The following is a 24,945-nucleotide window of genomic DNA, read 5'->3' as shown; positions in this document are numbered from 1 at the left end:
AAAATCAGCTACAATTATCGACTCTACAAACATCGAACCTATAAACATCGAACCTATAAACATCGATTCTATAAACATCGTACCTGTACTATAAAGCGCGTTTTACACCAAAATAGGCGCGAATACGGCGCTCAATCCTAGCAGCACTAGCCCGCGCTGTAACCACAAACTATCACTAAAACGTTGCTGCAACTGCTGACTAACCAGCGCACCAACTGCATATAGCGCTAGCATCGTGATCATCATCCCTGCATAAAATCCCAGCTGACCGCTTACACCGACATTCGCTGGTACTTCCATCGCGTGTGCCATGCCATGAAACACTGCCAGACCACCAAAGCCAAATAGTGATAGCTGCTGAATGCTTGGCGTGCGTGCTGTATGAGTCTGGGCAGAGAATACCTCTTGTCTGCTTTTTTGGCTCATCAAGACCATAGCCAATACGACTACCGACAGTGATATCGCCACTTCAATCAACCCAGATGATGCAGCAAACCCAACACCGCCAATCAGCACGCCAGCCGTGCCCAATATCGCGCCTAATGACAATCCTGCCGTCAACGACATCATGCCTAAGCGCTGCTTTTGTAGCCCATAAAACAACATGCCCATACCGACTGCCAAAAACAGATGATCAAGGCCAGTCACTGGATGCGTCAGTCCTGCTTGCAACGTACCTAAAAACGACGGCGCTTGCGTGGTAGTCGAGTGAATATGCCCTGAATGCGCCTGCGCCAATGACGGTAGCATTAGTGATGTCATCATCACAGCCGAACCAGACACGATATGAGGAGCTGAGAACGCTTGTGAAAAGCGAGAGTTTTCGGCGTGAAGACCTTTTGTATACTGTGTCATGCGGTTTTTCCTTATTCTTTATATTTTAATGGTAAAAGCTCATCTGCTATTTAGGCAAGCATGCCATGTTCTTTAATAAAGGCGATAATCTCATTTAGCCCATCGCCTGTTTTCATATTGCTAAAGACAAAAGGTTTGTCACCACGCATTTTTTTGGCATCGCGTTCCATCACTTCCAGCGAAGCACCAACCATTGGTGCAAGGTCAGTCTTATTAATAATCAACAAATCAGACTTGGTAATGCCAGGACCCCCTTTACGAGGTATCTTATCGCCTGCAGAGACATCAATGACGTACAAAGTCAAATCAGACAACTCTGGGCTAAATGTCGCGGCTAGATTATCGCCACCTGACTCAATAATAATCAACTCCAAACCTTCAAAAGTCGCTTGTAGCTCAGCAATCGCAGTCAGATTAATAGAAGCATCTTCGCGGATAGCCGTATGCGGACAGCCGCCCGTCTCTACACCGCGGATACGCTCAGCGGGCATAGCATCATTGCGGGTCAAAAACTCTGAATCTTCTTTGGTATAGATGTCATTGGTCACCACTGCCATATTGACCGTATCACGCAGGTTTTGGCATAGCCTTAACGTCAAAGCAGTCTTACCACTACCAACTGGCCCGCCAATACCAAGGCGTAAGCACGATAAGGCAGAAGACGGTTTCTGGCTATTACTATCAGTTTGTACGTCTGATGCAGCGTGAGAGTTTTTTGATTTGAGCGGAGTTAGAGACATATTAATTTCCTAAAACAGTTTGTATATTAATAAGTATAAATAGAAATAAGGGTACAGTTACGAGCGGAACAACCGACTGTATTGCTCCTCATGCATACTCGAGAGGATAGCCAAATTGGGCAAGTTATTAGAAATATTAAGCGATTCGTAGAGGTCTTGGCATAGCTGCTGGCAGTCTGGTTCTTCACTTGTATCTAAGGTATCCATAGTATTTGTCGATGTGATTAAAGCATCGAAAGCCTGTTGCACATCAGCGCTTAGAGCATCGACCTGAACACCCAAATCGCTTTGCAATTGCCACAGAATACGCTGACCTGCCATCTGTCCTAGCGGCACTGTCTTCACAGCGGCGAGCACCATGTTCTCTAATTGCGCAAATCCATAAGTAATTATCGACTGCGCTAATGGCAGCTGCCAATGCTGAGCAACATGAGCGAATAGCGGCAAAAAGCCATCTTCAGGTATTTCGGCCGGTATGCCAAGACTCAGCACTTCGTTGAGCCAAGACACCATTGCCTGTGCCAGCTGTTGCGACTCCAGTACAAACTCCTTACTCTCGAGACCAGCGTGATAGTCGTGTGCTAGATTTGCCGCTAGTGCTTCATGACCTTGGCTAAGCGCACACATTATCAGCCCTAACACAGGCAGCTCGTAGCCAACCACTGCAAGCGCTAGATAGTCCTGCATAAATATAAGCGTACTGGCTTCATCAGAGACAACCCCTGACTCAATCGCTGACTCCACACCTTGCGAATAGGTATAGCTACCAATCGGCAAATTGCTCGATGCCAGCATCAGTAGCTGTCCAAGTTGGGCAGATTGAGTAGGCTGAGCACTGGTATTAACCATCATTTGAACGACCTACAGGCGCATCATGATGACTATGGCTATGTTGATGTCCGTGGCTGTGGCTGTGGCTTTCATCATGGCTATGACTTTTCTTATGACTATGAGATTCACCATGCGAATGTGCATGTGAGTGAGAGTGAGAGTGGCCATGCGCATGCCCTTGGCCCGTTTGATAAGCCCCTGTCTCAGGCTCAAACGGCACCGACGTAGACTCGATATGTAGACCAAGATTTTCTAACATTTGTGCCAGCACATGATCGTTTTCAAAGTACAGCGCATAGCCTGCATCACCCTGATCAAAACTTTGGTCAAACATCAATGGCACGTGCCGATTGCCTAAATGATAAGCGCCTTTCATTAGTAGAAAGTCATCGTCAGCAGTCACTTTGGTCACAGCTTGTGGCTTGGCGATGACTTGCATCAGCTCATCAGCTGCATTAATAAGGACATCATCGCCTTTTAAGACGCCTGTACGAGGTAGATCCACACCGACCGCCTCACCTGAAACAGTGATGGCTCTAAAGCGAGAATGCTGACGAGTATCAAAGTCTAATAGCAGGTAATCGTCGGCTTGATACTGTTCTGCCAATTGCGCTTTTTGGGTATCGCTAAGCGTACTTAAACGGGTATTAAATATTTTCATTATTATTCTCTGGCTGTTGTTGCTCAAACTATTGGTCAATAGTATTGACGGTAAAAGTATTGGGAATAAAGACACGATCTCATTAAAGAAACCAACTGACTATTGGCATACATGGTTTATGGCTCACTGTCTGTCCTAGAAATCCTATAAACGTGTATCATAAGCTCTAAAATAAAAAATAACGCTGTGCCATGGGTAGTACATCAGCTGGCTCACAGGTGAGTGTCTTACCATCAGCGCGTACTTCATAGGTCTCAGGATTGATATCCATATCTGGACAATAGCTGTTAAAGCGCATATCACTTTTACGAATTTTACGGATGCCGTGTACTGGCTGAATAACTTTGGTCAGCCCAAGCTGCTTATCTACTTGTTTGTCGATCGCCGCTTGCGACATAAAGGTAATGCTGGTCTGAGCAACCGATTTTGGATATGTAGCAAACATAGGACGATAATGCACAGGCTGAGGGGTGGGAATAGAGGCATTGATATCGCCCATTGGCACCGCAGCGATGAGCCCACCTTTTATAATGCACTCAGGTTTTACCCCAAAAAACTTGGGCGACCATAGCACCATATCTGCCCATTTTCCCACTTCGATGGAGCCAACCATATCGCTGATACCGTGAGTAATCGCAGGGTTTATTGTATATTTTGCGATATAACGTTTGATACGGAAGTTATCGTTGTCCGCGCTTTGGTCATAGTCTGTCAAAGTGATGTACTGTTGCTCATCTTCAATGATAGCCGTTGCATCTGGTGCTAGATGGCCACGTTGAACTTTCATTTTGTGCGCGGTTTGCCATGTACGGATGACTACTTCACCCACCCGCCCCATCGCTTGTGAGTCACTACTCATCATCGAGATTGCGCCCAAATCATGCAAGATATCTTCTGCGGCGATGGTTTCCTGACGAATACGGCTCTCAGCAAAGGCCACGTCTTCAGCAATAGCAGGACTCAGGTGATGACAAACCATCAGCATATCGAGATGCTCATCAATGGTATTGACGGTGTATGGTCGAGTTGGGTTGGTTGAAGATGGCAGCACATGCGACTCGCCAATAGCCTTTAGAATATCGGGCGCATGGCCACCGCCTGCCCCTTCAGTATGAAAAGTATGAATACAGCGGTTTTTAAAAGCAGCGAGCGTACTTTCGAGATAGCCACTTTCATTTAAAGTATCGGTATGAATGGCCACTTGCACATCATAGTCGTCAGCGACACTCAAGCAATTATCGATGGCTTGCGGCGTTGTACCCCAATCTTCATGTAGTTTTAGCCCTACGGCACCTGCTTCTATTTGTTCAGCAATAGGTTCTGGTACACTCACATTACCTTTACCCAGTAGTCCAATATTCATAGGGATACTATCAGTAGACTTTAGCATCGAGGCAATATGATACGCCCCCGGTGTACAGGTGGTGGCAAGTGTACCTTGAGCTGGCCCCGTGCCGCCGCCCAGCATCGTAGTTACCCCTGACATAAGCGCCGTCTCACACTGCTGGGGCGCGATAAAATGAATATGGCTATCGACACCACCTGCTGTCAGGATTTTGCCTTCGCCAGAGATGATTTCGGTAGCACCGCCAATAGGAATATCAATGGCAGGCTGAATATCAGGATTGCCCGCTTTGCCAATGGCACTGATACGACCATCTTTGATGCCGATATCCGCTTTATAGATTCCTGTATAGTCAACGACTAATGCATTGGTAATAACTGTATCGGCAACTTCCGCGCCTAGCAATTGTCCTTGACCCATGCCATCACGGATGACTTTACCACCGCCAAATTTAACTTCTTCACCTTTGATTTCGACAGATTCTCTGCTACTTCCATCACTTTGCGACGTATCTGCTTGATCAACAGCTGTATCTTTATGACTGGTTAAATCTGCTTCAACCTGTAGCCAAAGCTCGGTATCGGCTAAGCGGACTTTATCGCCTGTTGTCGGACCAAAATGCTCAGCATAAATACGACGACTGACTCGCTTTTGCGAAGTAGCGGTTACCTTTTTATCAGTGACGCTCTCTGATGCTTTGTCTGGATGAGCTGCGCCCATGACGCGTCCAGCAAAACCATATACATCTTGCTTACCAGCGTATGCTACCAATTCGACTTCCCGCGATTGGCCCGGCTCAAAACGTACGGCGGTGCCAGAGATAATATTGAGACGAAAACCCCGAGTCTGCTCTCTCTCAAAGCTCAAGGCATCATTAACTTCATAAAAGTGATAATGCGAGCCGATTTGGATAGGTCTATCACCAGTATTACTCACACTGATAGTCTGTACTTGTCGCCCTTGGTTTAAGATAATATCGCCATCTTGGATATGGTATTCACCTGCTTGCATGGTAGCCGCCTTATTTTATAGTGAGCATTTCAGTGCTATAACAATGGTATACAGCGTTACACGATGGGATTATGTACCGTGACCAGTTTGGTGCCATCAGGAAAAGTCGCCTCGATTTGCACTTCATCTACCATCTCTGCGACACCTTCCATGACATCGTCAGCCGACAGATAAGTGGCGCCCTCACTCATTAATTCGGCAACTCTTTTGCCATCTCTAGCCCCTTCCATCAGCAGCATACTGATATAAGCGATGGCTTCAGGGTAGTTAAGCTTAACACCGCGATTTTTGCGACGTTCAGCCACCATACCAGCCGTAAATAGCATGAGTTTGTCTTTTTCTGTTGGGGTCAGGTGCATGACAATTCCTTGTTGTACTTATCATTATATTTATAGCAGATTAGAGGTTTTCAAAGCATTTGATATCGATTAAAAACAGTCGCAATATATCTTAATCTCATTATTTAAAGTGGCCGTATTAAGTGTCCCAAATACGTGGACGACAAGGCTCAAGTTGCCACCAATGGTCTCGCAAGACTTCTCTCAGCTGATAAAACGCTTCAAAACAACCACGTACATCTGAGCCGATGTAGCGGATATTGATCGCTTGGCAATTATGAGTGCAGTAGACAGGCAGTTGTGCTTGAGCAATGACTTGGCGTAATGCTGCTATGGTGTTATCTAGATAGCGAGTTAATGACTGCTTGATAGTTGCTTGGGCAGTTTCGGTCGATTGCGTGGTTTGTGACGCGGAGAGTGCAAGATTGTCATGGACATCGCTTAAGCTTGGTACTGCCCAAAACGATCCATAAATATGCTGGTTTGCTAATCCTAAATTTGAGGTAAACCAGCGATTTTGTGCTGCCTGCGCCACTCGCTCAGCAACGATAACCTTACCATCTCGGTAGATATTCAATCCAGTATGATAACGCCCTTGCAAAAACTGCTCGTCGTAAGCTTGCCGCCCAAATACGCTAATCTCCCATGTCAGTAGGCTAGATGAATCTGTCAAATCGAAGCGACTCACTGCATGCATATTGGCTTCGTTATAAATGATACTCTCTTGCGGCAGCCATTCTAAACGGGTATGTGCTGCGAGGTTGGCCTGTACATGTTGACTAGCATAATCAGCTATCTCGTCTTGACTCATACTTTGGTGAGCAACATCGCTGCCCAATGAAACTTTATGTTTTTGACTGACACTGTCCTTGCCGTACCATTTGCCTGCCCCTGGTGTAGTGATAACAGCATGGCTACCACTATCCAAATTTAGGTCTATAGTCAGCGTATCGCCACCTGCAATACCGGCTGGCGGGTACAACATCAGTATGTGACAAATACCCTGCTGTACGCTTGGCTCAGGATACAGAGCACGCTGTACCATCAAGGCACCCGTATGCTTACGATGATAAAGCCGCGTCTTTGAGTTATCAGCCGTACCTTCTTTGGCCGTACTTGTACTGCTAACAGTGTCAAAGCTTAATGCTAAAGAAGAGGCCCAACTCATTTTATATACTCATTTACCAATTAAATATGTTTCAGTATTTTGTATGACAGCTATCATTTGCTATGTGTTAAGAACTCTATTGCCAATCGTTAATTACAGTTCACTAGCGACAGCAATATCAGAATAATAACGGAGAAATACAGCGTACACCATTTATCGTGCCTAGCGCACCACGATAAATAAAAGCGTCAATGTTTTTATTGATACAAGCACTGTGCCAACTCTTGATAGCAGATAGTCAAATAAAAACCTTAGCAACTCAAAACTTTGATTTGTCTGTGCTTTTTTCTATTTAACCTAAATGATAAAAACAATCATATATTTCCAGCTATTTTATAAACGTTTTTTGAGCCTCAGTCATTTATAAAATCAGCAGACACTTGCACCAAAACAGTACATTTTGTCCATAACAGTGCATTTTTTAGCGTTATTGTGAGCGCAATACCCTCTGAGGACATTAGATAAGCAAAAATACTAAACGCATAACTATTTGCAGGCTTAGTCAGTAAGATAGGTGGATTATAGGGCTATTAATCAGGTATTCTATGTTAAAAAGTCAGGTCGGACATGATTTACGCTATTTGTATCGATATAGATACTATCAATATCTGTACGACTTGATAATAGATAAGATAGTATTTATCTATTTCTAGACGTATTTTTAGTGCAAGCTTCAATGTAAGTAATGAGTCCTAGCAATATCGTAGGGTCACTTTTTCACCTATTTTATGCACAAACCCGTTTTATAGGCTTGAATAGTGAGCGCAGCCCCCTTATAAACAACCCATTAGTCAAAAACTACTAGACAATAAAATCATTCAATTCATTTTTATTTTATACATTTATCGATAGGACTTTTCTATGACAGATTATGATCGCATCACTGCCAACCCGCATTTTGATATGCTGATGAGTGCGCACAAAGAAGTACAGACCACACAAGCGGCATTAGTACCTATGGTGGTTGAACAGTCCTCACGCGGTGAACGCTCGTTTGATATTTTTTCACGTCTATTACGTGAGCGCGTTATCTTTTTGACCGGTCAGGTCGAAGACAACATGGCTAACCTTATCGTTGCCCAGTTGCTATTCTTAGAAGCTGAAAACCCTGACAAAGATATCCATTTGTATATCAACTCACCAGGTGGTTCAGTAAGCGCTGGCTTGGCTATTTTTGATACCATGAACTTCATCAAACCTGAAGTGTCTACTATCTGTATGGGCGGTGCTTACAGCATGGGTTCATTCCTATTGGCTGCTGGTCAAAAAGGCAAGCGCTATTCACTTGCTAATGCTCGCGTTATGATTCACCAACCATCAGGCGGCGCGCAGGGCCAAGCAACTGATATCGAAATTAACGCTCGTGAAATCCTTAAAACTCGTGCACGTCTAAATAGTATCTTAGCTGAGCGCACTGGTCAGCCATTAGAAAAAATCGAAAAAGACGTTGAGCGTGATTATTGGTTAGATGCACAAGAAGCCAAAGAGTATGGTTTGGTTGACGAAGTATTAGAGCGTCGTCCTGAATCTTTGTAATCTAAGCATTAACGTGATGCCTCTTAATTAAGAGTGCAATCATAAGACCTTTTATAGTTTATTTGCCGTACAGTAAACCATTATCAATGTCATACCTGACCTATTGAAAGGTATGATCATTGAATTGATACGATAATCGACATACTACAAATAAACTAACCAGTTTTAAATTTTAGGAGCGCCTTTTATGGCAGAAGATAATACCCCGCAGTGTTCGTTTTGCGGTAAAGCCAAAAGCGATGTACAGCAACTGATTGCTGCTGACGATGCCAATATCTGTAATGAATGTATCGAGCTATGTACTGACTTAATCGCAGACAGCGCAGAGCACGGTGATGACGATAGCGAAGTAGATACCTCTTGGGTCAATAAAAAACTACCGACGCCAAAAGAGCTGCGTGCCAAGCTTGATGAATACGTCATCGGTCAGGACGCTGCCAAAAAAGCATTGGCTGTTGCCGTCTATAACCATTATAAACGCCTAAAAGTTAGCCAGACGTTAGCCAACGACAGCAAAAAAACCAAGATCGGCGCTGACGATGCAATGGTAGAATTGGCTAAAAGTAATATCTTGCTAATCGGTCCAACTGGTTCTGGTAAGACATTACTTGCCCAAACCTTGGCTCGTCTGTTAGATGTACCTTTTGCGATGGCTGATGCCACTACCTTAACCGAAGCTGGTTATGTTGGTGAAGACGTTGAAAACATCGTACAAAAGCTACTCCAAGCTTCTGACTATGATGTAGCCAAAGCTGAGCAAGGTATCATCTATATTGATGAAATCGACAAAATCAGTAAAAAAGGCGACAATCCATCTATCACGCGTGATGTTTCAGGTGAAGGCGTACAGCAAGCGTTGCTAAAGCTGATCGAAGGCACTGTGGCTGCTATCCCGCCGCACGGTGGTCGTAAGCACCCGCAGCAAGAGCTGATACAGGTTGATACTAGCAACATCCTAATCATCGTTGGTGGTGCATTTGCTGGACTTGATAAAGTCATTCAGCAGCGTACCGAAAAAGGCGGTATCGGCTTTAACGCTGATGTCAGCTCAAAAGATGATAGCCGTCGTAGCTCAGACTTGCTACAAGAAGTCGAGCCAGAAGATTTGATCAAGTTTGGTCTGATTCCTGAGCTAATCGGTCGTCTGCCAGTACTTGCGGCACTGCAAGAGCTAGATGAAGCAGCCCTAGTACAAATCCTGACCGAACCTAAGAACGCACTGGTAAAACAGTACAAGTACTTGTTCGATATGGAAGGTGCTGAGATTAGCTTTACTCAGGAAGCCCTAGATGCCATCGCCAAAAAAGCAATGGAGCGTAAGACTGGTGCTCGTGGTCTACGTTCTATCGTAGAAAATGCGCTGCTTGAGACCATGTATGAATTGCCTTCTATGGAAAATGCTAAAACTGTAATGGTTGATGCGGACGTTATCAATGAAGGTAAAGTACCTAAAATTGCTTAAGTTATAGTTAGTTTAAATACTCCGTTATCATTAACGGACTACTAAAAAGCGTCTGGCTAAATTAGCTCAGGCGCTTTTTTTATGCCTATTATTTAACCAATTTATCTGTTAGATAGCTTGCCCGTTAGATAACTTGATACTATATAACTTGCCTACTGAAAATTAGGGACATTCATTACTTCTGTCCTGAAATGACAGCAGCGTTTATTAATCGCGAGTAAGCATCAGCACAAACCATGCTAATGTAGATAGACTATTTTGACTTTTATACTTTATTTCTATATACCGCAAGATATAGCCTGTACAACCCATATGATTAATTAGACAAAGGATTGTTTATTATGCTCAACCATGTGACCGCTATGGCGACTTCATTGCGCCAACATTTACCGTTCTCCTCTAACCGTACCTCGTTGGATGACTCAAATGTTGCATCCTACTATCGCAACCACGTCGCTGCTATCACAGGCGCAGGCTCTGGTATGGGACGTGAGCTGGCCATTCATTTAGCAAAAATGGGCTGTCATGTTGCACTATCGGACATCAATCCTGAACAGCTAGCAGCGACCAAACAGTTACTTGCCAATTATGATGTCAACGTCACTATGACCGTACTCGATGTGTCAGACAATAAAGCCGTGGAAGCATGGGCTGATAGTGTGATGAGCGATCATGGCAAAGTAAATTTTATCTTTAACAATGCAGGTGTCGCACTCTACTCTACTGTCGAAGGCAGTAGTATTAGTGAGCTTGAATGGGTAATGAATATTAATTTTTGGGGCGTGGTTTACGGCACTAAGGCGTTTTTACCGTTAATCAAAAACAGCGTTAAACAAAGTCAATTTGGCGAGCATGGACATATTATCAATATCTCAAGTCTGTTTGGTTTGACCGCTCAGCCATCACAGTCAGCCTATAACTCTAGCAAATTTGCCGTACGCGGCTTCACAGAGAGTTTACGCCAAGAGCTAAACATTCAGAACTGCGGGGTATCAGCAACTTGTATCCATCCGGGCGGCATCAAAACCAATATTGCCAACAGCGCACGCGGTAATGAGAGCATCCATGATATTGGCATGAGTACTGGGCCCAAAGCCATCAGAAGTTTTAATAAATTCTTAAAATTCGATGCCAATGAAGCGGCTTGGATTATCCTACAGGCAGCAGCGACTAATCAGCAGCGCTGCCTGATTGGTAACGATGCAAAGATGATTGATGCCATCCAACGTGTATTTCCCTCACATTATAGCCAAGTGCTGAACGACTTCCATCAACTGTCCCGCAAACTAAAACCACGTCGTCATAAGAAGCTAAAGACCGTTAAATAGTATGTTATCAATATTCCCTATTTCATGGGAAATTGATGAATTTATATATAAAAAGCCCAGCTATAATCGTAGCTGGGCTTTTTAAGCGTTGTTGTTGCTGATTAAGGATAAGACTGAGTTTTGAGACTTTTGATGATATTTTAACTCAATACTTCAAAGATTAAGGAAGCTTCATATCACCAGCGACCAACCAACCCATACGGCGCATAATATAAGCCACTAACCCTGCAATCACCGCAGGCAACACAAACATCAATAGAACAATCGCTGTCCATAATTGTCCAGTGCTCATAATCTCTTGTGATGCCTCGATGACTCCAAATACACCGACCAAACCAGCCGTACCCATACCCGCACCCGTTGCCGTACAAGCTAACCCAAACCCGACAGTCGCGATAGGACCAACGATAGCACTAGCAATGACAGCAGGCAGTAAAACGATGGGCTTTTTGAGCACGTTAGGGATTTGCAGCATACTGGTACCCAAGCCTTGAGAGATAACGCCACTAACGCCATTGTCTTTAAAACTTGCAACAGCAAAACCAACCATATGCGCGGCACAACCCACCACTGCTGCCCCGCCCGCCAATCCACCAAGTCCAATAGCGATACAAATAGCTGCACTCGACGTTGGTAGGGTCAATAAAATACCAACCACTACAGCGATGACGATACCCATTAAGAGAGGCTGTAATTCAGTAGCGGCATGAATACCCTGACCGATAGCTGCGACCCCTGCTACGATAGGCGGATTGAGCAGCGCACAGACCAATAGCGCGACGCCGCATACAACCAATGGCACCAATAAAATATCAAGCTTAGTCTTACCAGCGACCCAAGTGCCAGCACGATAAGCAAACACAGAAGTCAGATAAGCGCCGATGGGATTGCCTGGCAGTGCTACAAAGGTTGCAGGCCCACCCACTTGCGGCGTAAAGAGCGTGCCTGCCATTAGTGCTTCGGAATGGGCACCAAGCATACCCGCTACGAGGCAGCTAAGCATCACTAGCGTTGGTGCTTTGAGATAGTAAGCGATACCTACGCCAATACCAGCACCCATTAATATCGAGGCAAGTTTCCCGACCGCGACCAATGCTGGCAAATCTAACCAGCCACCGATTTGCGAGATAATTAGACCTGCGATCAACGTGACAAATAGCCCGAGAGCCATACCAGTAAAAGCATCGATAAAGTATTTTTGAAAGAACGCTTTAATAATGCCTGCTTGCGGTGTTACTGAGTTAGATACGGTCATAGCCATACTCTTAATGGACGTTTAATAGGATAAAACAGCTAGAAAGATTTTGATAAAATAAAGAGATAAAAAAAGCGTCATTACGACGCTTTTTTAATAAATACAATAACTTTAAACGACTGAACCTAGCGACGCTGCTCAACGATAATAGAGTCTATACCATTGTTTTGTAGGCGCTGCTGTGCTGTCGTTACTGCTTGACGGTTATTCAGTGGACGCGAGATGACTTGATAAATTGGCAAGCCATTGCCCGTCGTGTTTTTGACTACGCGAGCATCGACACCCGCCATCAGTACTTGCGCACGGCGACGATCCGCTTCATCTGCATCACTAAAGCTATTGATCTGCAAGATGTAGGTCGCCGCAGGTTTGGCAGCTTGGATGCTTGCCGTACTTGCTGCTGCATTGTTATTGCGGGTTGTAGCGTTGCTAGTAGCAGGCGGCGTACCATCATAGGTTGCATCTTCTTCAACGACAACGATATCCTCACTCGACCCAGCATTATTACTACCAGCAGGTTCGACAGTCGCATTTTCCGAACCACCGAAGCTGCCCGTTGCTGTACTGCCTGCATCGCTATCTGGTTGAGTCACGACGACGTCTGGTTCAAACGCACCGATATCGCCTATTTGATCATTATCAATGTCAGCGATATCTTCGTCAGGGATGGTTGCCATCTCTTGATTGGGCAAAATATCGTAGAACTCATAATCGCCATTATCGGTATCAGTATCCACACGTGGCTGTACTTGGCGATCAGAATCGTTCTCAGCACTACCATCAGCGGGACTGAAATTGAATAGTGGTGAGAGGTAGATAAACACCCCGATCATAAGGGTCAATACGGCCCCAACAAACATCCACAATAAGCCTGATACGCTACTTGATTTGCGCTTTTCTGTTGCGCCTTTAGGTTTTTTGGCTAGCATGGATCTCGTTCTCCCTACTGGATTTAACTATCATCATCGAATTAATGCTATCAGCTGTCTATACTCATGTCACATATTAAAAAAGCACTACATGCTAGACGGTGCAGACAAGCCTAGCAGACTAAGCCCATTTGCCAATACCTGTCTAACGGCTTTGGACAAGCGCAAACGTGCTTGCATTAAGTCTAGCTCATCCTGACTTGGCGTTTCACCTGACGTCAAGCTCATCGGCAAGATACGATTGGTGTCATACCAACCATGGAACAAGGCCGCTAGCTCTTTTAGGTAGTTGGTCAATACATGCGGCTCGTAACCAGTCGCTGCGCGAAGTAACGTCGCTGGATATCCTGCTAACAGTTTAATCAGCTCGTCTTCATTTGGTGCACTTAACAAGTCTTGATGTGCCAAACCAACAGCATCATCTACGGTCAAATCGTAAGTTGCCAGTTTTTCTAACACACGGCAAACGCGCGCATGAGCATACTGAATATAATACACTTGATTGTCTTTACTTTGTGATTTGGCAAGTTCTAAGTCAAAATCAACGTGCACTTCAGGCTTACGCGCTACGTAGTAGAATCGTGCAGCATCGTTACCGACTTCTGCACGTAGCTCACGCAAGGTCACAAACTGACCAGAACGCGAAGACATTTGTACCTTTTCACTACCACGCCATAACGCGACAAACTGTACAAGTACCACATCTAGACGTTCTGCATCTATACCAAGAGCTAGTAGAGCGGCTTTTACGCGTGGGACATAACCATGGTGGTCTGCGCCCCAAACGTTAATGACTTTATCAAAGCCGCGATCAAACTTGTTTTTATGATAAGCGATGTCAGAAGCAAAATACGTCGACTGACCATTGGCACGGCGTACCACACGGTCTTTTTCATCGCCAAAATCAGTCGATTTAAACCAGATGTTGCCGTCTTTTTCGTATAGATAGCCTTTGTCATCTAGTATCTGTAGGACAGGCTCAATCTCGCTATCGATAGATCTTTCGCTAAACCAGTATTCGTAGCTCACACCAAAGTCGTTTAAGTCGTCTTTGATATCCGCCAAAATACTGCTCAATGCTGCGTTTAAAAATAGCGCATAGCTGTCACCTAGCAAAGACTTACTATTGGCAATCAAACCATCAATATGCGCTTCTTTATCACCTGAGATGACGGTTTTTTCGCCATCAGCATTAATCTCAAACTTAGCATCTTCTGGCACATCCTTGGCAACGTCTGCAAAGCTATGTACGTAGCTATCGCCATGCTGTGTTTTTAGTGTTTGGGCGATATCACTGACATAATCGCCTTGATAGGCGTTGACTGGGAAAGTTATCTCTTCACCATTTAGCTGTAGATAGCGCAAATATGTACTGGTGGCTAAGATGTCCATTTGGCGACCAGCGTCATTGACATAATACTCACGCGTGACGTCGTAGCCGATGGCTTCTAGTAAGTTAGCGACACTCATGCCAAATGCAGCACCGCGACCGTGACCGACGTGCAGACTTGACGTTGGGTTAGCAGAAACGAATTCAACTTGGACTTTTTGACCGTCAAACTGATTACTTAAGCCAAAGCGATCTTGCAATGTGAAGATATCGTCCAATACAGAAAATTTAGCTTCCGAGTTTAAAAATACGTTGATAAACCCTGGGCCTGCGATTTCTACTTGGCGAATATCTTGATTGTCAGGCAATGCGCTGACGATTTTTTCAGCAAGTTGACGCGGATTGGCTTTAGCTGCTTTCGCTGCCGTTAGTGCGATATTACTGGCAAAATCACCGTGACTTAAATCTTTCGTACGGGTAATTTGACTGTTGTTTTGCCAATCGCTTGGTAGCGTACCATCTGCTTGTAGGGTTTGAATTGCATCGTTAAATAGGGATGCAAGCGTATCAATTTGGGCTTGTGACATAGGAATTTGAACTCAATTAAATAAACAACAAAAACGGTGCGAATGCGAGCAATCGATAACGGCTTATTATAATAGCGACCGACATTGCAGGGATAGAATAATGTAAAAAGATAAGTAACCTGTAAATATAACAATCTTTGCGCTTTATTGCACCATTTGAGCTAAAATTAGCACTAAAATCTTACCGTTATCAGGATTTGGGCTGACTAATATCAATGATCCAAAACTGATAAATAACTCATAACGTGAATTGTAGCGTTACTGTTGCTCAATACTGGGCAGTCGTTTATACCTGACTGCTTCCACGTTATAATGATGGTTTGTACGGCTCTTCTAAAATATAGAAGACGCGTTACTACTCTATTATAGGATTACGCCATGTTTGCTATTGCCGCCAGTACTGTCACCAGTTGGGGACTGTACGTCTTGTTGCCGATATTCATCGCTTTTTTGTTTTTTATTATGTGGGATATCTCTAAAAAGTCTGATGCTGGGCGCGCTGGTACTTTTTGGATATTCTTAGCCCTAGGCGCAGGTTCTGTTGGTTTTATCCTTAAGATAGTCATGGAAGTCGCGTTCAAAAAATGGTTAATCTAGTTAGACATTTTTATCACTATTCTTTGATATCGCTTAAGACATGAGTAGCAAAACTAAAAACGTAATATATGGCTTATGACTGCTGCGCTTGATAAGGTGTCAGTCATTTAAATCAAGGCCTCTTAAATCAAGGCCTCTTAGATCAAAACCTTCTAAATAAAAGAAGCTACTGAGCCTTAGTATTATTTTTTATGACCTGACTCACATACGTTGGTAGGTCCCACGCTCCACCAGCAAAACCTCGGCACATTCCCGTACTAGACTCTTCGCTCTTAGCAAACGTTTCACCATTCCATATCCATGCAGTACGATTCCAGCAGTCACCGATACCTCGGTCTTTGTGAGTGGCCAAAATCTCACCATCAAAATAATCATTTCCTGCTGTCGTGATAAGCGTAGGTTTGCTAGGTTTTGCATTATCAATGAGCCAATAGCCATTACTAGAATTGTAAGCGCCTAGCCAGCAAGTATGCGCGGCTAACGTATAGCGATCATCAACTGGTATAAAGTCCCAACTAAGCATCGTAGAGCCATACTCTGACATCCGCTGATATGTTTCAGTTTTTGGGTTGATCAGCTCACAGTCGCCCATTATGTCTTTGGACCCTATAAGCTGCTCATCGTTAATATCAACCCAGTTATCAACATTTCTCTGAAAATACGCCAGCTTTAATGGAGCAAGTGTTTTGTTGTCTTTTGCTGAATACGCAAATGCTTTTTGAATGATTGGTTTTGGTAGAGCTGCTTTAGGACGTTGACGATTTGGATTATTCTTACTGACCAATGCTATCGGCGTCCCTACCCGACCTTGTACATCGTCTAGTTTAAGCAATACTGCCGACATGCCTTTATCGCTAATCTGCCAGTAGTTATCGCCTGCTCTAATTTCTATCTTAGTCACTATACGAGCATGATCAAGGAGGGTCTGCGTCTGCTTGGCTGACAGGTCATATAGAAGACTGTCTTCTTTATTAGGTTTCAGCAGTCCATATTTTTTATTATTTAACCGAAGCTCAGCAGGCTTAAGGTCATTTAGCGGCGCTTCTGATATAAACTGAATTTGCGCTTTTGGCAGAGCTACTTTTGGCAACGCTGTAAGCAATATTGAAGCAGGCTCATCTATCAGCGCTTCACTGGCGTATCCAGCAGCTCGACAAGTCCGCGTATTATCACAAACCACTTGCCAGTCATCTTGTACAAAGCCCCAGCCTTCGGATACAGTTCCATAACCTGCCATAGCAGGTAGCGATAGCAAGCTGATGGTAGCTACAATCAAAGTCTTTGATGTCTTCATAATGCTTTCCTTACGTTAGCTACCACCATTAATGCTATTTTTTGGCAATCAAAGTCGCACGCATGGGGGCAGGATATCCTTCGACGGTCTTAGTCGAGTCATTAGGATCTAAGAAGTCTGCTAACGAATGATAGGTCATCCACTCGGTTTGTCTTTGTTCCTCAGTCGAGGTGACTGCTACATCAACGCAGCGCACATCTGAAAACCCTGCTTTCTCTAACCAGCCAATTAATGCCGCCACCGATGGCAAGAAGTAGACGTTATTCATCTGAGCATAACGGTCATGCGGCACCAGTACAGTATTGGCATCACCTTCAATCACTAGCGTCTCAAGTACCAGCTCACCACCTTTGACTAACTGTCCTTTAAGCTGTTGTAAATGCTCAAACGGTGACTGGCGATGGTACAGCACTCCCATGCTAAATACAGTATCGAACAGCTGACTGTGTTCAGGTAACGCTTCAAGCGGTACAGGAATATAATGCGTCCGATAGCTACCTGTATCACTAGCGTCTGCAGCACCAACAAAGTGACGAATCGCCATAAATTGATGATAAAACAAACATGACGGATCAATAATAATAACGGTATCCGCGCCAGCCCCTGCCATGCGCCAGCCGTGATAGCCAGAGCCACCGCCCACATCCAATACGCGGCGACCGTCCAATCTACTTAAATGCGGCGCAACGCGTTTCCATTTCCAATCACTATGCCACTCGGTATCAATCTTAATACCTGACTCATCATCGCCGATTTGACCGCCAATCTGAAATGGCCCTTTACGCCACGGCATCAACTGCTTTAATAGTGCCGTTGTTTGTTTGCGCTGAGACTCATTTAGATCTGCCTCAATCGTCAATGTATCGCTGTTTAGATCGACATGATTGACAGCTAAGTTTGGCAAACGAGCGACTGACGCTTGGTAGGCAGGCGCATGCGCATAGTTAGCTTTGTCTTTTATATCACCTAGCCACATTGGTAATTGCTTGAGCCATTCATAAGCGCTCGGCTGCTGCTGTGCCAGCTCTAGTAGGGTTAGATATAATTCGCGTTCGGCGTTAATGATAGTGTCGTTGAGCATAAAAGCAGATTACCGTATTGATTAAGAAATAACTGTGTTAAAGGTAAGGATTATTTAAACGCCACAATAGAGACAAAGTTCAAAAACTGAAACCACGTCAGATGACGTTTAAAGCCAACTTGATCTAGCCGTGCATGATGCTCATCTAACGTGTCAGTAATAAGGACATTTTCTAGTGCATTACGCTTGCCGCTGATTTCCATTTCGGTATAGCCATTGGCACGTTTAAAGTCATAATAACGCTCAACCAACCACGCATCATACTGCTCATCAAAGGCATGAGTTTTTTCAGTCAGTACCAATATGCCGCCTTCGCTCAATGCCGCATAAATCTTCTCTAATACTGCTACCCTATCTGCAGCTGGCAAAAACTGTAGCGTCAAGTTCAAAATCACCATATCGCACGGCTCAAGCTCAATATCGCGGATATCTGCTGTGATTACTTCGATGTCATGCTCAGGATAATTTTCACTCAGTAGCGTGGTCGCCTCGGTCGTCATCGCTGGTGATATATCAATTGCTTTAATCTGTAAGTCTTGTGGGTCAAACTCACCCGCTAGCGTCATACTGGCGGCACCCAATGAACAGCCCAAGTCATAAACACGACTAACGCGTTGACCGCTATCGCTCTGCTGGCGATACTTGCAATGACGACGGGCGAATATGGGTAGCATCGCCAATACCTGTCCATAACCAGGTACACTGCGGCGAATCATATCAGGAAAACAAGCCACCACTTGTTCATCAAATGAAAAGCGTGCGGCCTTATCCAGCGGCGTGGTAAACGGTTTATCAAATAGGGTGTCATGTTTGATAGCAGGCTGGGATTGGCTCATGGGACGACTCATTTTTTAGAATAGAACTGAAATTAAGAATTACTTGGTGAATTTTGCTTAGTAGTTTCGCTTGTCATTATCAGTTGATAAAGAAGTAAGATAGCAAAAGCCCATTATAACATTACTGTTTGTTACTTATCGCCTTTGGCTTGCCTGCTAAGCTGAATAAATAGTGCCAAGGGTAATGAGACGTTTGAAAGAAGCATTGAAAAACGAGAGCATCACTACCAAATATAGCGCTTAACCCATATTTATAATAATAGGAAAAAATTATGCAAACGATCGTATTAGGTGGCGGCTGCTTCTGGTGCACCGAGTCTGTATTTTTATCAGTAAAAGGTGTGCAATCTGTCGTCTCAGGCTACATGGGCGGCGATGCTGTCTCTGCCAATTATGAAGCTGTCTGTAGTGGTACAACTGGCCATGTCGAAGTCATCAAAGTCGAATTTGATGAGTCTATCGTCCCGTTAGAAGTGATACTCGATGTCTTCTTCGCCACGCATGATCCCACCACGATGGATCGTCAAGGCAATGACGTTGGTAGTCAGTATCGCAGCGTGGTCTTTTACACCGAAGACAGTCAAAAACCGACCGTTGACCGTACCATTAATAAGTTACGCGATATGGGTGTCAATGTGGTGACGGAAGTACACCCTGCCGTTGAATTCTATCAAGCAGAAGACTCACATCAGGATTTCTTCAACAGAAACCCAGGACAGGCTTATTGCAACTTTGCAATACCGCCAAAGCTTGCCAAACTGCGTAAAGAATTTAGCAAGTATATGGTTAGCTAAATTGAATAAGACATTATTTATTCAAAAAAACTTTTAGCCTAATGTTGGATACCAGCCAAACACTTATACTATAGGTGTTTGGCTTTTTGCTATTTATACATTTGACATAACCAATCAATATTATTAAAGCTAAATCTATATATAAAAACTTGCAAATAGAGGATCACAGCATGAACCCTGAGTTTTGGCAAAAACGTTGGCAAGAAGGTCGCATTGGATTCAATCAATCTATGGTCAATCCATTGTTGACTGAGTACTTTAACCGCCTCAATCTAACTGCGGGTAGCCGCGTCTTCGTTCCGCTTTGTGGCAAATCTATTGATATGGTTTGGCTAGCGACGCAAGGCTATGACGTGGTGGGCGTTGAATTGGTCGAAACAGCCGTACAAGCATTTTTTGCTGAGCAGAACATACAGCCTACGGTCTACCAACAGGCAGACAATCCAACGATTAAATACTATCAAGGTCAGTTGTCGGGACAGACCATCACTTTATGGGTCGCTGATATTTTTGCACTGACTTTTGAAGATGTTGGCTCTATTGATGCAGTATATGATAAAGCGGCATTAATCGCCCTACCAGACGATATGCGTGTGAGATATAGTGAGCAAGTGCGGAAACTTAGTAGCGATACCAGTAAAGTCGATGATACTGACAATAAAGTAACACCACAGCTTTTACTCACGCTAAATTACGATCAGCATAAAAAGAATGGACCACCCTTCTCTATTAATGGCGAACAATTAGAGCAGTATTATAGCGCTCACTACCAAATCTATGAGCTAGCAAGCGTGCCTTCTTCTATAGGTTCTGCACCTGATATCACCGTCACAGAACAGGTTTGGCTATTGAGCAATAAATAAAAAAATCATATAACCTTTAACAAGCCGTTAAATCGCAACGGAGAAACTGAATGAAAATGATAGTCAGTCTAATGAGTTTAATTGCTTTTCTACTAGTCGCTCTGGCAGGCCCATTGTACAAGTTTGGCGTTGTAGAATTAGGCACTGCGTTTACAGGGTTTAAATTTGGGTTATTTGCTGGTATCGCAGCATTGGTATTGTTATCTATTCAGCTATTATTTAAACGAAATACAGCCAGTCTTGGGAGCGCATTAGCCTCAGCCGTACTTGCTGTCGCTGCAATTGCTGTCCCGCTCGGCATGATGAATACGGCCAAAAATGTACCGCCTATTCACGATATTTCTACCGATTTGGTGAATCCGCCTGAGTTTGTCGCAATTGCGCCACTACGTGCAGATGCGTCAAATCCTGTTGAATACGCAGGCGCAGAAGTAGCTGAACAACAACGTACTGCCTACCCTGATTTGCAGACATTGGCCTATGCTCAGTCAAAGCCTGAATTAGTTAAGGCATCTAACCAAGCCATAGAAAATTTAGGGTGGGAGCTAGTCAATACTGATGCCGATAAAGGCATCATCGAAGCAACAGAGACGACTGCTTGGTTTGGCTTTAAAGATGATGTGCTCATTCGTGTGACTGACAACGATAGCGAGCGCTTAGTTGATATTCGTAGTAAGTCGCGAGTTGGACAGAGCGATTTGGGCAAAAATGCGGCGCGGATCCATAGCTTTATAGAAGAACTAGATAGTGTGCTAGCCAAATAAACAGGTTATACCTTCTAAGGAATAGTCCTCGAGTTGAAATACTGTCTGACGCTTTGCATTTTCAGCTCTATGAAATCCTCTTCTAATCTCACGGCAGCGTCAATTTATCGTAACCATTTATAACCTTGGTACTTCGACAGCTTTTCTTTACTGTTTAGATTGGTTACTCTACGTTAATATCACTTTTTGCCTTTCGATAACTATTTTAACGTTTATAGGATATTTTCATGCGTTTGACTCCTTTTTCTACTTTGTCGCTGCTTAGTGTTGCTGTCGGCATCAGCCTTGCTACCACTGCTCAAGCCGCGCAGCCGCCAGCACCTGATTTATCCAATAGCGAGTTTCAGCAGTGTTTGGACAATCTAAAAAACTCTAGCAAGTTTAGCGGTGTTGATGGTTATACTTTTAATAACTATCGCCCAAGCCAGCCTGATCCTAGTGTCATTCAGTCACTCAACTACCAGCCAGAGTTTCAAAAAGACGTCTGGGACTATTTATCAGCATTGGTAGACAAAGAACGTGTCGAGGACGGTATCCGAGCCAAGCGTCAATGGGGCTCGACGCTACGTCAAATCGAATCGCGTTATGGCGTAAAAGCTGAGCATGTACTGGGTGTCTGGGGCGTAGAATCTAACTTTGGCCAAACGCTAGGTAAAAAACCGTTATTTGAGTCTTTAGCGACCTTATCTTGTTTTGACCGTCGTCAAAGCTATTTCCAAGGTGAGTACGCCAATGCGCTAAAAATCGTGCAAAACGGTGATATTGCACCAAACGATATGACAGGCTCATGGGCAGGTGCCTTTGGACAGACACAGTTTATGCCGAGTACTTTCTTAGAGTTGGCCGTGGATTTCGATGGTGATGGACGTCGTGATTTGGTCAATAGCGTACCTGATGCACTCGCTTCTACGGCAAACTTCTTGGACAATCGTGGCTATCGTACTGGTGAGCCTTGGGGCTATGAAGTAAAACTACCTGATGGGTTCTGGGCTGCTTCTAATCGCAAAGACAAAAAGTCGATAAGCCACTGGCGCGACCAAGGCCTGACATTGGCTAATGGCAGTCCGCTACCGTATGACTTGAGCAGTGCAGGCTTGTTATTACCAGCTGGGATGGAAGGCCCTGCTTTCTTGGTGGGTAAAAACTTCGACACTTTCTACTCTTATAACGCCTCAGAGAACTACGCGCTGGCTATCGCACACTTATCAGATCTAATCACTCGCGAAGACAGCAGCAAAACAGACTTTATCACTGCGTGGCCGACCGACGATCCTGGTATCAGCCGCCAGCAGGCCAAAGACATTCAACAAGCGTTGCTAAATGCCGGTTATGATATCGGCGGTGTAGATGGCATCATCGGAGACAATACTCGTACCGCTATCCAGCAATACCAGACTAGTCGCGGTATTTTCCCAGCTGACGGACGCGCAGGCCAGAAGTTCTATCGCGCCATCGTTGGCAATGCAGCGCCGAGTCAAACTCAATACAGCCAGCCTGCAAACAGCAAACCTCTGAATCCTGCACCTGCCGATCGCATGGGACAATTGATTCAGCAGCAAACGACTGTTCCTAGTAGCTATTCATCTCAGCCATCAGTGAGCTCATCAACTTCTGGCAATACACGTTATCGCCGAGTTACTGACGCCGATGGCACTATCAAACTTGTTCGTATAGACCAAGGTTCATAGTAGCAAGATAGGTGATACTATTTGAACGCATCAAAAAAGCCACGCTAATAGTAGCGTGGCTTTCTTATTTATAAATAGTTATTAAAAAACTTATCTCATTTTCTCAAAATATGTGTTTAGACAATAGGCGGTGGCTTAGGTTGACCATTGTCACCATTCCAATTTTCACGAGCTTTGTCGTCTAGATCGGCTGCCGTTTTTGGCTCCCACTTACCATTTTCTTTCCAAGTCGCATCACCCCAATCTTCATCTTCGGCTTTACTATCTAAATCTTTATAGGCCTTACTAGGATCTATACCGCGACGTTTCATATCTGCTACTTGCTCTTCTAACGTATGAAACTGATCAGCATCATGCATAGACTTTTCTAGACCATCAATCTCTCTCTTTAGTTCGTCATTTTTAGCATTGCTCATCGTACGCTCTCCCTAATTATTAATATTATAGTTCTCATTCTCAAACAACTAACGTTGTTAGCATAGTTAACTGACTGACTTTATTATTACGGGTCTGAAGAAGATTCACAAGCATCGCACGTATGCTTTGTATTACAAAACGTAGTCGTGATGCCTAAGTGGACGTTTTAGATGGCTATTATTGAGCACGCTAGCAAATAACAATTACTCTTCTTGTTTGTTTGTACTTGAGGTATGATTTTGCAGTAGGTTTTTTGCGTAGAAGGTAAGCTTCCATAGCTCTTGTGATACCCGCGTGCCATAAGTCATCAGTTGTATCCAATTTGCACCGACTAGCTTACGTTGCAAATTATTGATATCAGCTTGAGAGATTTGGCAGCGTGAGACAGCATGAACGTTTGGCATCTCTTTTTTGATGTCTACTTCCGCTTTAGCGGTAATCAAACGATTAATGGCATTTTGCAAGCCATAGCTTGAAAAAGTAGACGGTATTCTCATGAGCGTCATAAGTATCTCGTGCCACGAGAGGGTTAGTGATCGGGTCACGTCCGTTAGATTGCCGCCCTCATAAGCTTGGGCACTATATTGAATCTCGAAAAACTCCGTTAACTCAATTGGCTCACTAACCTTGTCCGATATAAAATCTTCGTCATCAGGGCTGTTGTTCTCTACCTCGGTAGTACTAGGTAATACATCGACTGGCTTCTCATACACGACCTTTTTACTAGTCGTATTCTCTTCGTCATTCGCTCTGACCCAGCCACCTACCATTTTATTATTGGCGACGGCATTATAATGAGCCTGTACTAGCAATGGCTCAATATCTTCTTCCGTATCATAGTAATGTAGCTGGTTATCTTGCTTGGTGACTAACTTAATAAACTCTTGAAGTTGTCGACTGATAACAGCGTCTGGAGAGTGGTTTTTGACCAGCACAATTAGCGGCTTAAGCTTCGCTTTGGCATTTAGATAACTCAAATGCATTTGGCTAACGCCGTTTTTTTGCACAGTCCCGTAGCTGTCGCCAACGATCATGACTGCGTAATCACAAGAGTCAATACACTGACGCCCATAAAAAGAGGCTTTAGATAATTTACTCGAAACATCATAGGTCAGAAATGCGCGCGCCTGAAAAAATATCGCTAAGCTGTCTAAAACCAACAACTGGTCGTTGTCAGCGCATATAATATGAATATGATAGCGACGATTCGGCACAATTACCTCTAAGCGTAGGTC

Annotated in this window: 23 protein-coding genes; 8 read left to right on the top strand and 15 right to left on the bottom strand. The window is 44.2% G+C overall.

Annotation, left to right across the window (positions count from 1 at the left end; all coding sequences use genetic code 11):
- Positions 1 to 102 precede the first annotated feature (102 nt).
- From ACQKCP_RS12455 to ACQKCP_RS12425, 7 genes are all read right to left on the bottom strand, one after another.
- Complete coding sequence (locus ACQKCP_RS12455) at positions 103 to 855, bottom strand: HupE/UreJ family protein (protein ID WP_427612533.1); 753 nt, start codon at positions 853 to 855, stop codon at positions 103 to 105.
- Between the two features lie 50 nt (positions 856 to 905).
- The gene (ureG, locus tag ACQKCP_RS12450) at positions 906 to 1,595 is read right to left on the bottom strand and encodes an urease accessory protein UreG (protein ID WP_427612532.1); all 690 of its coding nucleotides are present in this window, start codon (positions 1,593 to 1,595) and stop codon (positions 906 to 908) included.
- Positions 1,596 to 1,652: 57 nt separating this feature from the next.
- Positions 1,653 to 2,447 carry an urease accessory protein UreF gene (locus ACQKCP_RS12445; RefSeq protein ID WP_427612531.1) on the bottom strand — a complete coding sequence of 265 codons (795 nt, stop codon included), beginning with the start codon at positions 2,445 to 2,447 and terminating at the stop codon, positions 1,653 to 1,655.
- Positions 2,437 to 3,087: an urease accessory protein UreE gene (ureE, locus tag ACQKCP_RS12440; RefSeq protein WP_427612530.1), complete on the bottom strand. Its 651-nt coding sequence runs from the start codon at positions 3,085 to 3,087 to the stop codon at positions 2,437 to 2,439. Before ureE ends, ACQKCP_RS12445 begins: the two co-directional genes overlap by 11 nt.
- Positions 3,088 to 3,253: 166 nt before the next feature.
- On the bottom strand, positions 3,254 to 5,443 hold the full coding sequence (ureC, locus tag ACQKCP_RS12435; RefSeq protein WP_427612529.1) for an urease subunit alpha: 2,190 nt from the start codon (positions 5,441 to 5,443) through the stop codon (positions 3,254 to 3,256).
- Between the two features lie 56 nt (positions 5,444 to 5,499).
- On the bottom strand, positions 5,500 to 5,802 hold the full coding sequence (gene ureA / locus ACQKCP_RS12430; protein ID WP_057761815.1) for an urease subunit gamma: 303 nt from the start codon (positions 5,800 to 5,802) through the stop codon (positions 5,500 to 5,502).
- 118 nt (positions 5,803 to 5,920) lie between these two features.
- Positions 5,921 to 6,949: an urease accessory protein UreD gene (locus ACQKCP_RS12425; RefSeq protein WP_427612528.1), complete on the bottom strand. Its 1,029-nt coding sequence runs from the start codon at positions 6,947 to 6,949 to the stop codon at positions 5,921 to 5,923.
- 909 nt (positions 6,950 to 7,858) lie between these two features.
- Here ACQKCP_RS12425 and clpP point away from each other — a divergent pair.
- From clpP to ACQKCP_RS12410, 3 genes are all read left to right on the top strand, one after another.
- Entirely contained in the window at positions 7,859 to 8,485 is a 627-nt protein-coding gene (clpP, locus tag ACQKCP_RS12420) for an ATP-dependent Clp endopeptidase proteolytic subunit ClpP (protein ID WP_427612567.1), read from the top strand.
- Between the two features lie 187 nt (positions 8,486 to 8,672).
- Complete coding sequence (gene clpX, locus ACQKCP_RS12415; RefSeq protein WP_427612527.1) at positions 8,673 to 9,947, top strand: ATP-dependent protease ATP-binding subunit ClpX; 1,275 nt, start codon at positions 8,673 to 8,675, stop codon at positions 9,945 to 9,947.
- 341 nt (positions 9,948 to 10,288) lie between these two features.
- Entirely contained in the window at positions 10,289 to 11,275 is a 987-nt protein-coding gene (locus ACQKCP_RS12410; protein WP_427612526.1) for an SDR family NAD(P)-dependent oxidoreductase, read from the top strand.
- Positions 11,276 to 11,435: 160 nt separating this feature from the next.
- Here the strand turns inward: ACQKCP_RS12410 and ACQKCP_RS12405 are convergent, their stop codons facing one another.
- The 3 genes from ACQKCP_RS12405 to argS all read right to left on the bottom strand — a co-directional run bounded on the left by ACQKCP_RS12405 (position 11,436) and on the right by argS (position 15,376).
- Entirely contained in the window at positions 11,436 to 12,530 is a 1,095-nt protein-coding gene (locus ACQKCP_RS12405; RefSeq protein ID WP_427612525.1) for a PTS transporter subunit IIC, read from the bottom strand.
- Positions 12,531 to 12,655: 125 nt separating this feature from the next.
- Positions 12,656 to 13,459: an SPOR domain-containing protein gene (locus ACQKCP_RS12400; RefSeq protein ID WP_427612524.1), complete on the bottom strand. Its 804-nt coding sequence runs from the start codon at positions 13,457 to 13,459 to the stop codon at positions 12,656 to 12,658.
- An 87-nt stretch (positions 13,460 to 13,546) separates the two neighbouring features.
- A complete protein-coding gene (argS, locus tag ACQKCP_RS12395; protein ID WP_427612523.1) occupies positions 13,547 to 15,376 on the bottom strand; it encodes an arginine--tRNA ligase in 1,830 nt (609 codons plus the stop codon).
- A 378-nt stretch (positions 15,377 to 15,754) separates the two neighbouring features.
- Between argS and ACQKCP_RS12390 the strand changes: the two genes are divergently transcribed.
- Positions 15,755 to 15,973 (top strand): DUF2788 domain-containing protein, encoded by a 219-nt coding sequence (locus ACQKCP_RS12390; RefSeq protein ID WP_057761830.1) that lies wholly within the window; start codon positions 15,755 to 15,757, stop codon positions 15,971 to 15,973.
- Between the two features lie 166 nt (positions 15,974 to 16,139).
- On the opposite strand, the gene ACQKCP_RS12385 is transcribed toward ACQKCP_RS12390, so the two are convergent.
- From ACQKCP_RS12385 to cmoA, 3 genes are read right to left on the bottom strand one after another with little or no spacing between them, the layout of a single operon-like run.
- Entirely contained in the window at positions 16,140 to 17,267 is a 1,128-nt protein-coding gene (locus ACQKCP_RS12385; RefSeq protein WP_427612522.1) for a DUF1176 domain-containing protein, read from the bottom strand.
- A 34-nt stretch (positions 17,268 to 17,301) separates the two neighbouring features.
- Complete coding sequence (gene cmoB / locus ACQKCP_RS12380) at positions 17,302 to 18,348, bottom strand: tRNA 5-methoxyuridine(34)/uridine 5-oxyacetic acid(34) synthase CmoB (protein WP_427612520.1); 1,047 nt, start codon at positions 18,346 to 18,348, stop codon at positions 17,302 to 17,304.
- A 50-nt stretch (positions 18,349 to 18,398) separates the two neighbouring features.
- Entirely contained in the window at positions 18,399 to 19,196 is a 798-nt protein-coding gene (cmoA, locus tag ACQKCP_RS12375; protein WP_102093509.1) for a carboxy-S-adenosyl-L-methionine synthase CmoA, read from the bottom strand.
- A gap of 260 nt (positions 19,197 to 19,456) precedes the next feature.
- Between cmoA and msrA the strand changes: the two genes are divergently transcribed.
- The 4 genes from msrA (at position 19,457) to ACQKCP_RS12355 (ending at position 23,293) form a co-directional block, all read left to right on the top strand.
- On the top strand, positions 19,457 to 19,978 hold the full coding sequence (gene msrA, locus ACQKCP_RS12370) for a peptide-methionine (S)-S-oxide reductase MsrA (protein WP_057761837.1): 522 nt from the start codon (positions 19,457 to 19,459) through the stop codon (positions 19,976 to 19,978).
- A gap of 170 nt (positions 19,979 to 20,148) precedes the next feature.
- Positions 20,149 to 20,841 (top strand): thiopurine S-methyltransferase, encoded by a 693-nt coding sequence (gene tmpT / locus ACQKCP_RS12365; protein WP_427612519.1) that lies wholly within the window; start codon positions 20,149 to 20,151, stop codon positions 20,839 to 20,841.
- Positions 20,842 to 20,891: 50 nt separating this feature from the next.
- The gene (locus tag ACQKCP_RS12360) at positions 20,892 to 21,605 is read left to right on the top strand and encodes a DUF1499 domain-containing protein (protein WP_427612518.1); all 714 of its coding nucleotides are present in this window, start codon (positions 20,892 to 20,894) and stop codon (positions 21,603 to 21,605) included.
- Positions 21,606 to 21,832: 227 nt separating this feature from the next.
- Positions 21,833 to 23,293 carry a lytic murein transglycosylase gene (locus ACQKCP_RS12355; protein ID WP_427612517.1) on the top strand — a complete coding sequence of 487 codons (1,461 nt, stop codon included), beginning with the start codon at positions 21,833 to 21,835 and terminating at the stop codon, positions 23,291 to 23,293.
- 116 nt (positions 23,294 to 23,409) lie between these two features.
- On the opposite strand, the gene ACQKCP_RS12350 is transcribed toward ACQKCP_RS12355, so the two are convergent.
- Positions 23,410 to 23,709 carry a hypothetical protein gene (locus ACQKCP_RS12350; protein ID WP_057761845.1) on the bottom strand — a complete coding sequence of 100 codons (300 nt, stop codon included), beginning with the start codon at positions 23,707 to 23,709 and terminating at the stop codon, positions 23,410 to 23,412.
- A gap of 204 nt (positions 23,710 to 23,913) precedes the next feature.
- Entirely contained in the window at positions 23,914 to 24,924 is a 1,011-nt protein-coding gene (locus ACQKCP_RS12345; protein WP_427612516.1) for a DUF4062 domain-containing protein, read from the bottom strand.
- Positions 24,925 to 24,945 lie beyond the last annotated feature (21 nt).

This window comes from Psychrobacter sp. NPDC078631 (genome assembly GCF_050268165.1).
GTDB lineage: Bacteria > Pseudomonadota > Gammaproteobacteria > Pseudomonadales > Moraxellaceae > Psychrobacter.
The sequence above is the reverse complement of the archived record's forward strand: the minus strand, read 5'-3'. Positions and strand labels throughout refer to the sequence as shown.